The following is a 12,123-nucleotide window of genomic DNA, read 5'->3' as shown; positions in this document are numbered from 1 at the left end:
CGGGCATGCCCGAGCCGCTGGCGCCGCGCTAGGGCGCTTGCCCGTCTTACGCGAGGCTTAATGCCATGCGCGCCCCCTTGACACGGGACTTCCCCCCGATTGACACTATGAACAGGCAATATCTTGCTTTTGCGATATATTGTTGCATGCCATGCGTGCGCCCAGGTGTGTTTCCCTGGGATTCGGCGATGACGGCGAATCATGCGCGCAGGCAATCGCCTGATCCGTTTTAATATTCGAAAAGATCCTTTCCATGAAAAAAAACATGTGTGCTGCCAGCAAGACGTTTTCAGTGAAGACGCTTTCCGCCTTATTGTTCGGTACGGCTGGCGTCTTTTTCGCCCCGACCATGCTGGGCCTGGCGCCACAGGCCCACGCTGCCGTGCCGGCCGTGAAACTGCCTGATTTTTCAGACCTGGTCGACGCCGTCGGCCCGGCCGTCGTGAATATCCGCACCACCGAGCGCCTGAGGATGAACGGCCCCGGCATGGGCGGCCAGGATGAGCAGGAAATGCAGGAATTCCTGCGCCGCTTCTTCGGCGGCGCCATGCCGGCGCCGCGCCAGCAGGCGCCGCGCGGCGGCCGTCGCGCCGTGCCGCAGGAGCAGGAAGTGCAGCGCGGGGTCGGTTCCGGCTTCATCATTTCAGCCGACGGCTACGTGCTGAGCAATGCGCACGTCGTCGATGGCGCCGACGAGGTCTACGTGACCCTGACGGACAAGCGCGAATTCAAGGCCAAGGTGATCGGCGCCGACGCGGCCACCGACGTGGCCTTGCTGAAGATCGAAGGCGCCAACCTGCCGCGCCTGACCATCGGCGACTCGAACAAGATCCGCGTGGGCGAGTGGGTGATCGCCATCGGCTCGCCGTTCAACCTGGAAAATACGGTAACGGCCGGCATCATTTCCGCCAAGGCCCGCGACACGGGCGACTACCTGCCGCTGATCCAGAGCGACGTGGCCGTCAATCCCGGCAACTCGGGCGGCCCGTTGATCAATATGCGCGGCGAAGTGATCGGCATCAATTCGCAGATCGCCACCCTGTCCGGCGCCTACAACGGCATTTCGTTTGCCGTGCCCATCGATGAAGCCATGCGCGTGGGCGAGCAGCTGAAGAAGACGGGCAAAGTGGTGCGCGGACGCATCGGCGTGCAGATCGGCGCCGTCAGCAAGGAGGTGGCGGAATCGCTGGGCTTGCCAAATGGAAATGGCGCGCAAGTATCGATGGTGGAACCGGGCGGCGCGGCCGACAAGGCGGGCATCAAGGCCGGCGACATCATCCTGAAATTCAATGGCGCGGCAATCGAGCGCTGGTCCGACCTGCCGCGCCTGGTAGGCGGCGCCACCGTGAACGGCAAGGCCAACATCACCATCTGGCGCAATGGCGCGCAGCAGACCTTGCCCATCACCGTGAGCGAGCTCGATAGCGGCAAGACGGCCAAGAAGGGCGCCCGGGAGCCGGAGGCGCAAACGGCCAACGCGCTGGGCCTGAAGGTCAGCGACGTGCCGGCCGCGAAGAAGCAGGAACTGAAGATCGATGCTGGCGTGCAAGTCGATGACGCCGATGGCGTGGCCGCCCAGGCCGGCTTGCAGCCAGGCGACGTGATCTTGCAACTGAATAATGTTGCCGTCAAGGACGCCAAGCAGTTCAATGCGCTGGTGGCCAGGCTCGATCCGAAGAAGTCTGCGGCCGTGCTCGTGCGCCGTGGCGACACGGCGCAATTCGTGCCGCTGCGCCCGTCGGCCAAGTAAGTTTCTGATTCCACCCGCATCCCGGCCTGGCCGGGATGCCTTTCCCCCTTTTCCATGCATTTCACCCTGTATTCCCGCAGTTACTGCCATTTATGCCAGGACATGCTCGACGCCTTGCTCCTGCTGCAGCCGCCAGACCAGCCTTTCACGGTCGACGTGATCGACATTGACGACTCCCCTGACGCCAGTCTGCTGGCCCGTTTCGATGAATTGGTGCCGGTCCTGTTCGGCGACCTGGCGCAGCCGGCGCTGTGCCACTATTTTCTCGACGAAGCAGCCGTGCGGCGCTGCCTGGTGTAGTTTAAATGGCAATATTGACACCGCATCGCACCATTCTGGTGCGAAAAACAGGCGAAATTGTCGCCTCGCCCCGGCTGCGGCCTCATAAGACGGGCTTTCCGCTCTGAAATCCGGTAAAATGGGGAGGTCGAAAAAGCTACTGTCCGAGGCAGCAGCTTCTGTCGCTTCAAAAGCGCTCGCCTGGGCATGCAGATGTCCTGCTCGGAGCGCTTTTTTCATCATGAGTGGGGTGCCCGGTTTTGGCCCGGCTTGGCCCGAGCATGATCCCCATGATTCCTGTTAAAGCAGTGTCGTCAACTTCGCACTTATATTAGTTAATGAACAACATACGCAACTTCTCCATCATCGCCCATATTGACCACGGTAAATCGACCCTGGCTGACCGCATCATTCAATTGTGCGGCGGCTTGTCCGACCGCGAGATGGAGGCGCAGGTGCTCGATTCGATGGATCTGGAGCGCGAGCGCGGCATTACCATCAAGGCGCAAACGGCGGCCCTGCACTACAAGGCGCGCGATGGCCAGATCTACAACCTGAACCTGATCGATACGCCGGGCCACGTTGACTTCAGCTATGAAGTGTCGCGCTCGCTGTCCGCCTGCGAAGGCGCGCTGCTGGTCGTTGATGCATCGCAAGGCGTGGAAGCGCAAACCGTGGCCAACTGCTATACGGCGCTGGACCTGGGCGTCGAAGTAGTGCCCGTGCTGAACAAGATCGACTTGCCGAACGCCGATCCGCCGACCGCCATTGCCGAGATCGAAGACGTGATCGGCATCGACGCCACCGACGCCGTGCATTGCTCGGCCAAGACGGGCCTGGGCGTGCAGGACGTGCTCGAATCGCTGATCGCCAAGGTGCCGCCGCCGAAGGGCGACCCGGATGCGCCGCTGCAGGCGCTGATCGTCGACTCCTGGTACGACTCCTATGTGGGCGTGGTGATGCTGGTGCGCGTGGTCAACGGCACCCTGAAACCGAAGGACAAGATCCGCCTGATGGCCACCGACTCGGTGCAGCTGGTGGAAGACATCGGCGTGTTCTCGCCCCGTTCGCAATCGTTGCCGCAACTCTCCGCTGGCCAGGTGGGCTTCATCATCGCCGGCATCAAGGAATTGAAGGCGGCGAAAGTGGGCGACACCGTCACCCTGGCCAATCGTCCCGCCGCCGAACCGTTGCCTGGCTTCAAGGAAGTGCAGCCGCAGGTGTTCGCCGGCCTGTTCCCCGTCGAAGCGAACCAGTACGATGCGCTGCGCGACTCGCTGGAAAAGCTGAAACTGAACGACGCGGCCCTGATGTACGAGCCGGAAGTGTCGCAGGCGCTGGGCTTCGGCTTCCGCTGCGGCTTCCTGGGCTTGCTGCACATGGAAATCGTGCAGGAGCGCCTCGAGCGCGAATTCGACATGGACCTGATCACGACGGCGCCCACCGTCGTGTATGAAGTGATCCAGCGCGACGGCACCCTGATCAACGTCGACAATCCGTCGAAGATGCCCGACCCGTCGCGCATCGAGGAAGTGCGCGAGCCTATCGTCACCGTCAACCTGTACATGCCGCAGGAATACGTGGGTTCCGTGATTACCCTGTGCATCGCCAAGCGCGGCATCCAGCTGGACATGAGCTACCACGGCCGCCAGGTCAAGCTCGTGTATGAAATGCCGATGGCCGAGATCGTGCTGGACTTCTTCGACCGCCTGAAATCGACGTCGCGCGGCTATGCCTCGATGGATTACGAGTTCAAGGAATACCGCGCGGCCGACGTGGTCAAGGTCGACATGCTGATCAACAGCGAAAAAGTCGATGCGCTGGCCATCATCGTCCACCGCTCGAACAGCCAGTACCGCGGCCGCCAGGTGGCCGCCAAGATGCGCGAGCTGATCCCGCGCCAGATGTTCGACGTGGCGATTCAAGCGACCATCGGCGCCAACATCATTTCGCGCGAAAACGTGAAAGCCTTGCGCAAGAACGTGCTGGCGAAGTGCTATGGCGGCGATATCAGCCGCAAGAAAAAATTGCTGGAAAAACAAAAAGCGGGCAAGAAGCGCATGAAGCAAGTGGGTTCCGTAGAGATCCCGCAAGAAGCATTCCTGGCAATTTTACAAGTGGACGATAAATGAACCTGCAAGTGATCTTAGGAAATTTCGCTTTAATCCTGTTCGTGCTGATGGTGCTGACGGGCCTGGTATGGTGCCTGGACGTGTTTTATCTGTCCAAGCAGCGCCGCAAGGCGGCCGACCGCGCCCTGGCCGAGTTCGACGCGCGCCAGTCCAGACTGGCCGCCGAAAACATCAAGTCCGATGCGGGCGGCAGCCGCGCCGCCATCGAGGCGGCCCTGCTGCGCCAGCCCACCTGGGTCGAGTATTCGGGCAGCTTCTTCCCCGTCATCGCCCTCGTGTTCTGCCTGCGCTCGTTCCTGTACGAACCGTTCAAGATCCCGTCGAGCTCGATGGTGCCGACCCTGCTGGTGGGCGATTTGATCCTGGTCAACAAGTTCACCTATGGCATTCGTTTGCCGATCGTCAACAAGCGCATCATTGAAGTCAACGACCCGCAGCGCGGCGACGTGATGGTGTTCAAGTATCCGAAAGATATGTCGCAAGACTATATCAAGCGCGTGATCGGCGTGCCCGGTGATAAAATCACCTATGAAAACAAGCGCTTGACGGTCAACGGCAAGGAAGTGGCGTACACGCCGCTGGACGATTACCTGGACGACGAAAGCACCGTGTACCACAAGCAGCTGGAAGAAAACCTGACGGGCGTGAGCCACCGCATCCTCAACGACGAGCCTGCTCCCACGTTGAACTTGCGCGAAGTCAAGGATTTCCCCCACAAGGAGGCGTGCAACTACAACGAAGACGGTTTCACTTGCGTGGTACCAGCAGGCAACTACTTCATGATGGGCGACAACCGCGACAATAGTGCGGACAGCCGCTACTGGGGCTTCGTGCCGAACGAAAACATCGTCGGCAAGGCCTTCCTCGTGTGGATGAACTTCAGCAACCCGAAACGCGTAGGCGGCATCCATTAAGTATTTCTTGCATGCAATACCCATGGCTGCCGCGCCGACTCCCCGCGCGGCGGCCAGCCGAATCAATCAGATGACACAGAAACAACAATGAATCTTCAGCTATTGCAAACCCGTCTAGGCTATACGTTCCAGGATGCTGGCCTGTTGCAGCAAGCCTTGACGCATCGTAGCCACAGCAGTTTGCATAACGAGCGGCTGGAATTCCTCGGCGACTCCATCCTCAACTGCGTGGTCGCCTCCATCCTGTACGAGCGCTTCAAGACCATCGACGAGGGCGATCTGTCGCGCCTGCGCGCCAACCTGGTCAAGCAGCAGTCGCTGTATGAGATCGCGCAAAAGCTGGAACTGTCGCAATTCCTGCGCCTGGGCGAAGGCGAGCTCAAATCGGGCGGCTTCCGCCGTCCGTCCATCCTCGCCGACACCCTCGAAGCCCTGCTGGGCGCCATCTTCCTCGATACGGGCTTCGACGCGGCCAGCACGGTGATCCGCGCGTTCTACATCCCGATACTCGACTCGGTCGATCCGCAGACCCTGGGCAAGGATGCCAAGACCCTGCTGCAGGAGTTTTTGCAAAGCAAGAAAATTTCGCTGCCACAGTACAACGTGGTGGCCACCCACGGCGCCGCCCACAGCCAGGAATTCGAGATCGAATGCCTGGTGCCGAAATTGAACATCCAGGTCTACGGCCGTGGCGGAAGCCGCCGCGCCGGTGAGCAAGCCGCCGCCAAACTGGCGCTGGACGTGGCCGAGCAGGCGCTGCTGAAGTCGCCTGCCGCCAGCCGCAAGCCCAAACCGCGCGCCGCCCAGCTCAAGCTGGCCGGCATTGCCACCATCCAGAGCGACGACGCGCCAGCCTCCGCGGCCCCGGCGATCGCCGCTCACACTAAACAGAATCGACACTAGCATGACTGCCACCAAAATGCCCGACAACTTCCGCTGTGGCTATATCGCCATCGTGGGCCGCCCCAATGTGGGCAAATCGACCCTGATGAACGTGCTGATCGGCGCGAAGGTCAGCATCACTTCGCGCAAGGCGCAGACGACGCGCCACCGCATCACGGGCATCCAGACGCTGCCGGACGCGCAATTCATCTACGTCGACACGCCAGGCTTCCAGACGCGCCATTCGAACGCGCTGAACAAGACGCTCAACAAGACGGTGACGAACACGCTGATTTCCTCGGACGTCATTTTGTACGTGATCGAGGCGGGCACCTTCGGCCCGGCCGACCAGCAAGTGATGGACCTGCTGCCGAAGGAAGTGCCGTGCATCCTCGTCATTAATAAATCTGATCGCGTCAAGGATAAGGCCGTATTGCTGCCGTTTGCGCAAAAGATCGCCGCCATGCGCGACTTCGCCGCCATCGTGCCCGTGTCCGCCAAGCTGCACTTCCAGCTGGAAGGCTTGCAGAACGAGATCAAGCGCTTCCTGCCGGAAAACCAGCCCATCTTTGGCCCGGACGACATCACGGACCGCAGCGAAAAATTCCTCGCCTCGGAAATCGTGCGCGAAAAGCTGTTCCGCTTCGTCGGCGACGAACTGCCGTACACGAGCACCGTGCTGATCGAGAAGTTCGAGCAGGAAGGCGATCTGCGCCGCGTGTTCGCCGCCATCCTGGTCGAGCGCGATACGCACAAGTCCATGATTATCGGCAACAAGGGCGCGCGCCTGAAGGAAGTGTCCACGCAGGCCCGCCTGGACATGGAAAAGCTGTTCGGCGGCCCCGTGTACCTGGAAATCTGGGTCAAGGTCAAGTCGGGCTGGGCCGACAACGAGGCGGGCTTGCGCGCCTACGGCTACGAGTAATCCGCAACCCGGGGGCGACGCCACACGCATGAGCACCACCACGCCAGCGCAGCCTGACTCCGCGCCAGCCGCGCTCGTCCCCGCGCCGCCGGCCGCACCTTCCGCGCCGGCCGCACCCCGGCGCAGCCGTCCGCCCGCGCGCGACGGCCGCATCACGGGCCAGCCAGCCTTCGTGCTGCACAGCTACCCGCACAAGGAAACCAGCCTCATCGTCGACGTGTTTACGCGCGAATACGGCCGCATCGCGCTCGTCGCCAAGGGCGCCAAGCGGCCCCATTCGCAGCTGCGCGGCGTGCTGCAGACCTTCCAGCCCCTGCAGGCAGGCTGGACAGGCAAGTCCGAGCTGCGCATCCTGACGGGCGCGGAATGGGTGGGCGGCATGTTGCCGCTGGAAAAGACCGCGCTGCTGTGTGGCTTTTACCTGAATGAACTGCTCGTCAAGCTGCTGGCGCGCGACGACCCGCATCCCGTGCTGTTCGACCACTACGTTGCCACCTTGAATCAACTGGCGCACAATGAGCCGGCGCCCATTGTGCTGCGCAAGTTCGAGCGCGCCCTGCTCAAGGAAACGGGCGTGGCGGCCGACCTGACGCGCTGCACGGGCACGCGCCAGGCCGTCCAGGCGGGGCAGGTGTACGTGGTCGACCCGGAACGGGGGCCGCGCCCGGCGCGCGCCGCCGACGCCTGGCCCAGGATCACGGGCAAGACCCTGCTCGACATGGAGCGCGAAGATTATCTTGACGTGGCCACGCAGGCGCAAAGCAAGCTGCTGATGCGCTTCCTGCTGGCCCATCAACTGGGAGGCGCCACCTTGAACACGCGCCAGATACTGATCGATTTAATGCAGCTGTAGCGGCGGTCCGCCGCGCGACAGCACTTTACGGATACCATCACTATGAGCTTTTTGCAGCCTGCCGGCCCCGTCATCGACCTGGGCGTCAATATCGACCACGTGGCCACCTTGCGCAATGCGCGCGGCACCGCGTATCCGGACCCGGTCCGCGCGGCCCTGCTGGCCGAACAGGCGGGCGCCGACGCCATCACCCTGCATTTGCGCGAGGACCGGCGCCACATCAAGGATGCGGACGTGATCGCCATCGCGCCGCAATTGCTCACGCGCATGAACCTGGAAGCGGCCGTGACGCAGGAAATGATTGATTTTGCCTGCCGCATTCGCCCGGCCGATGTGTGCCTGGTGCCGGAAAAACGCACGGAAGTGACCACCGAGGGCGGCCTGGACGTGGTGCGCTACTTCAAGGAAGTGCAGGCGGCCGTGCGGCAGCTGCAGGGCGAGGGCATCCGCGTGAGCCTGTTCATCGATGCCGACGAGCAGCAGATCGCCGCCGCCGCCGAGCTCGGGGCGCCCGTGATCGAGCTGCACACGGGCCGCTATGCCGATACGGCAGGCGCGGAGCAATTGGCGGAACTGGAGCGCATCGAGGCGGGCGTGCTGTTCGGCGTGGGCCGCGGCTTGAAGGTCAACGCGGGCCACGGCTTGCACTACACCAACGTGCAGGCGATCGCCGCCATTCCCGATATTGCCGAACTGAACATCGGCCACGCCATCGTCGCCCGTGCCGTGTTCGTCGGCTGGGAAAACGCCGTGCGCGAAATGAAGGCCATCATGGTGGCCACGCGCCTCGGCCACCGGGCCTGAGCATGGATAGCAAGGAGGCGGCATGATCTACGGCATCGGCACCGATATCTGCAAGATTCCCCGCATCGAGGCCGCCCTGGCGCGCCATGGCGAGCGTTTCGCCAAAAAGATACTGGGGCCGCAGGAGCTGGAGAAATTCCGCGCCCGCAGCGCCAAGAACGCCGTGCGCGGCGTGCGCTTCCTGGCCACGCGCTTTGCGGCCAAGGAGGCGTTTTCCAAGGCCATCGGCCTGGGCCTGCGCATGCCGATGACCTGGCCCGCCGCGCAGATGCTGAACCATCCCAGCGGCAAGCCGATGATCGTCTGCAGCGGCGTGCTGGCCGAGTTCATGGAGCAGCACCGCCTGAGCGCGCAAGTGACGATCAGCGATGAAGAAGAATATGCGGTCGCGTTCGTGATCGTGGAACAGGCGGAGCAGCAATGAGATGCCGGGGTCCGTCTTGTTTGATCGGAATGCGTGCCATTGGGACGTATTCCCCCGGCGGTCTGACCCCATTTAAGAGCCAGCAATGACCGAAGCAAGCCCAGAATCTTCCTTGGCGGAAACGCCGCCCGACCCGCGCGCGCAGGTGCTGGCCACCGTCGCCAAGCTGCCGAATTTGCCCGGCGTGTACCGCTATTTCGACGCCGCCGACAAGGTGTTGTATGTAGGCAAGGCGCGCGACCTGAAAAAGCGCGTGTCCAGCTATTTCCAGAAGAACCTGGCCAGCCCCCGCATCGCCATGATGGTCGAGCGCATCGCGCGCCTGGAAACGACCGTCACGCACAGCGAAGCGGAAGCCTTGATCCTGGAAAACAACCTGATCAAGGCGCTGCAGCCGCGCTACAACATCCTGTTCCGCGACGACAAGTCGTATCCGTATCTGAAAATCACGAATGGCGATGCGCCGCGCATGGTGTATTACCGGGGCGCGGTGGACAAGAAAAACCAGTATTTCGGGCCGTTTCCCAGTTCCTGGGCCGTCAAGGAATCGATGCAGATCCTGCAAAAGGTGTTTTTGATCCGCACCTGCGAGGACAGCGTCTACGCGAACCGCACGCGGCCGTGCCTGCTGCACCAGATCGGCCGCTGCAGCGCGCCGTGCGTGGACCTGATCAGCAAGGAAGACTATAAAAACGACGTGGAAAACGCGGCGCGTTTCCTGCGCGGGCGCCAGAGCGAAGTGCTGGCCGACCTGGAAAAGAAGATGCACGCGTTTGCCGCCGAGCTGAAATTCGAGCAGGCCGTGGTGGTGCGCAACCAGATCGCCTCGCTGTCGCGCGTGCTGCACCAGCAGAGCATGGAAACGACGGGCGACGCCGACGTGGACATCCTCGCCGTGCTGGTGCAGGGCGGGCGCGCCTGCGTCAACCTGGCCATGGTACGGGGCGGGCGCCACCTGGGCGACCGCGCCTACTTCCCCAGCCAGCTCAGCGATGCGGCGGCGATTGCCGAAGAGCCGATCGAGGTGGAAGTGCTGGCCGCTTTCCTGGCCCAGCATTACACGGAAAAATCCATTCCCGGCACCCTGATCCTGAATATCGAGTTCGACCAGCCGGCCCTGATGGTGGCGCTGATGGAGCAGTGCGGCCACCGCATCAACCTGATCTTCCAGCCGCAGGGACAGCGCCGCCAGTGGCTTGAGATGGCGCAAAAGGGCGCCGAGATTTCGCTGGCCCGCTTGTTGTCGGAGCAAGGTTCGCAGCAGTCGCGCACGCGCGCGCTGGCCGAAGCGCTGCGCCTGGAGACGGAAGATCTCGACAGCCTGCGCGTCGAGTGTTTCGATATCAGCCACACGCAGGGCGAGGCGACGCAGGCCTCGTGCGTGGTATTCCACCACCACGCCATGCAGAATGGCGAATACCGGCGCTATAACATCAACGATATCACGCCCGGCGACGATTACGCGGCCATGCGCCAGGTCTTGATGCGCCGCTACGAAAAGGTGGCCAATGGCGACGGCGTGATGCCCGACGTGGTGCTGATCGACGGCGGCAAGGGACAGATCGAAATGGCGCGCCAGGTGTTCGCCGAGCTGGGACTCGATATCAGCTTGATTGTCGGCGTGGCCAAGGGGGAAGGGCGCAAGGTGGGCCTGGAAACCCTGCTGTTCGTCGACGGCCGCGCGGCGCAGGAACTGGGCAAGGAATCGGCGGCGCTGATGCTGATCGCGCAAATCCGCGACGAGGCGCACCGCTTCGCCATCACCGGCATGCGCGCCAAGCGGGCCAAGACGCGCCAGACCTCGCGCCTGGAAGAGATCGAAGGCATCGGCGCCAAGCGCCGCCAGAAGCTGCTGTCGCGCTTTGGCGGCCTGCGCGGCGTGGTCGACGCCAGCGTCGAGGACCTGATGTCGGTGGAGGGGATTTCGACCCAGCTTGCGGAAGAAATCTRCAGGCAGTTGCATTAATACCCGTCCGGGCACGCCAGAGGTCGCGCCTGGAAGAGATCGAAAGGGGCGCAATGCGRCGCCAGGCGCCGCCAGAAGCTGCTGTCGCGYTTTGGCGGCCTGCGCGGCGTGGTCGACGCCAGCGTCGAGGACCTGATGTCGGTGGARGGGATTTCGACCCAGCTTGCGGAAGAAATCTRCAGGCAGTTGCACTAATACCCGTCCGGGCACGCCAGAGGTCGCGCCTGGAAGAGATCGAAAGGGGCGCAATGCGACGCCAGGCGCCGCCAGAAGCAGCTGTCGCGCTTTGGTGGCCTGCGCGGCGTGGTCGACGCCAGCGTCGAGGACCTGATGTCGGTGGAGGGGATTTCGACCCGGCTTGCGGAAGAAATCTGCAGGCAGTTGCATTGATGAATGGAAGGCCTGGTCCGGCGCCGCCGCAACCGGACTAGGCTAATGCCCCGGGGCCATGTAGACTAGTGGCGCTTTCTTCACGCTTTCTTCATGTTCAATTTACCCGTCGGCCGATTGCTTTCCTATGCCTTTTAATATTCCCATCCTTCTGACCTGGCTGCGCGTGGCCCTGATTCCGCTCGTCGTCGGCGTGTTTTACCTGCCGCCGTCGATGCTGCTGCATGGCGACCAGAACCTGGTCGCCACCCTGGTCTTCATTGTTGCGGCCGTGACGGACTGGTTCGACGGCTTTCTCGCGCGGCGCTGGAACCAGACGTCGGCCTTCGGCGCCTTCCTCGACCCGGTCGCCGACAAGCTGATGGTGGCGGGCGCCTTGCTGGTGCTGGTGCAGCTGGACCGTGTCAATGCCGTGCTGGCCTTCATCATCATCGGCCGCGAAATCACGATTTCCGCGCTGCGCGAATGGATGGCGCAGATCGGCGCGTCGAAATCGGTGGCCGTCAGCTCGATCGGCAAGATCAAGACGGCCGCGCAAATGACGGCCATCCCCCTGTTGCTGTACCACGAAGTCATTTTCGGCGCGATCGACACCCACGTGTGGGGCGAGCGCCTGCTGTGGATCGCCTGCGTGCTGACCGTGTGGTCGATGTTCTATTACTTGCGCCTGGCATGGCCGCTGATTAAAGAAAAGGCCGGAAATTTGCACTAAGAACAGGCAGGCGGCTGCTTTATGCGGAATATTTTGCAAAAGACCAGATATTGCCCGTTGACAGCCCCTGTAATCCCTCTATAATGCTGGCC

12 protein-coding genes are annotated in these 12,123 nt (G+C 62.5%); all 12 read left to right on the top strand.

All coding sequences use genetic code 11. The features are described from left to right. Positions 1 to 349: 349 nt before the first annotated feature. The gene (locus tag CBW50_RS24665) at positions 350 to 1,750 is read left to right on the top strand and encodes a Do family serine endopeptidase (protein WP_226935989.1); all 1,401 of its coding nucleotides are present in this window, start codon (positions 350 to 352) and stop codon (positions 1,748 to 1,750) included. A 54-nt stretch (positions 1,751 to 1,804) separates the two neighbouring features. Further along, a complete protein-coding gene (locus CBW50_RS24660) occupies positions 1,805 to 2,050 on the top strand; it encodes a glutaredoxin family protein (RefSeq protein ID WP_086147962.1) in 246 nt (81 codons plus the stop codon). A 317-nt stretch (positions 2,051 to 2,367) separates the two neighbouring features. After that, complete coding sequence (lepA, locus tag CBW50_RS24655) at positions 2,368 to 4,161, top strand: translation elongation factor 4 (RefSeq protein WP_086147961.1); 1,794 nt, start codon at positions 2,368 to 2,370, stop codon at positions 4,159 to 4,161. Further along, positions 4,158 to 5,075 (top strand): signal peptidase I, encoded by a 918-nt coding sequence (gene lepB, locus CBW50_RS24650; RefSeq protein WP_086147960.1) that lies wholly within the window; start codon positions 4,158 to 4,160, stop codon positions 5,073 to 5,075. Before lepA ends, lepB begins: the two co-directional genes overlap by 4 nt. Before the next feature lie 87 nt (positions 5,076 to 5,162). Then, positions 5,163 to 5,978, top strand: coding sequence for a ribonuclease III (rnc, locus tag CBW50_RS24645; RefSeq protein WP_086147959.1), 816 nt, complete (start codon positions 5,163 to 5,165; stop codon positions 5,976 to 5,978). Position 5,979: 1 nt separating this feature from the next. Beyond that, the gene (gene era / locus CBW50_RS24640; protein ID WP_076566641.1) at positions 5,980 to 6,882 is read left to right on the top strand and encodes a GTPase Era; all 903 of its coding nucleotides are present in this window, start codon (positions 5,980 to 5,982) and stop codon (positions 6,880 to 6,882) included. Positions 6,883 to 6,910: 28 nt separating this feature from the next. Next, positions 6,911 to 7,735, top strand: coding sequence for a DNA repair protein RecO (gene recO / locus CBW50_RS24635; protein WP_086147958.1), 825 nt, complete (start codon positions 6,911 to 6,913; stop codon positions 7,733 to 7,735). A gap of 42 nt (positions 7,736 to 7,777) precedes the next feature. Next, on the top strand, positions 7,778 to 8,539 hold the full coding sequence (gene pdxJ / locus CBW50_RS24630; RefSeq protein ID WP_086147957.1) for a pyridoxine 5'-phosphate synthase: 762 nt from the start codon (positions 7,778 to 7,780) through the stop codon (positions 8,537 to 8,539). 22 nt (positions 8,540 to 8,561) lie between these two features. Further along, complete coding sequence (gene acpS, locus CBW50_RS24625) at positions 8,562 to 8,963, top strand: holo-ACP synthase (protein WP_086147956.1); 402 nt, start codon at positions 8,562 to 8,564, stop codon at positions 8,961 to 8,963. An 85-nt stretch (positions 8,964 to 9,048) separates the two neighbouring features. Next, complete coding sequence (gene uvrC / locus CBW50_RS24620) at positions 9,049 to 10,929, top strand: excinuclease ABC subunit UvrC (RefSeq protein ID WP_086147955.1); 1,881 nt, start codon at positions 9,049 to 9,051, stop codon at positions 10,927 to 10,929. 108 nt (positions 10,930 to 11,037) lie between these two features. After that, positions 11,038 to 11,124: a hypothetical protein gene (locus tag CBW50_RS30095; protein ID WP_301178821.1), complete on the top strand. Its 87-nt coding sequence runs from the start codon at positions 11,038 to 11,040 to the stop codon at positions 11,122 to 11,124. Positions 11,125 to 11,446: 322 nt separating this feature from the next. Next, the gene (gene pgsA, locus CBW50_RS24615; RefSeq protein ID WP_071322919.1) at positions 11,447 to 12,031 is read left to right on the top strand and encodes a CDP-diacylglycerol--glycerol-3-phosphate 3-phosphatidyltransferase; all 585 of its coding nucleotides are present in this window, start codon (positions 11,447 to 11,449) and stop codon (positions 12,029 to 12,031) included. Positions 12,032 to 12,123 lie beyond the last annotated feature (92 nt).

It is taken from the genome of Janthinobacterium sp. GW458P (assembly GCF_002127585.1).
GTDB lineage: Bacteria > Pseudomonadota > Gammaproteobacteria > Burkholderiales > Burkholderiaceae_D > Janthinobacterium.
The sequence above is the reverse complement of the archived record's forward strand: the minus strand, read 5'-3'. Positions and strand labels throughout refer to the sequence as shown.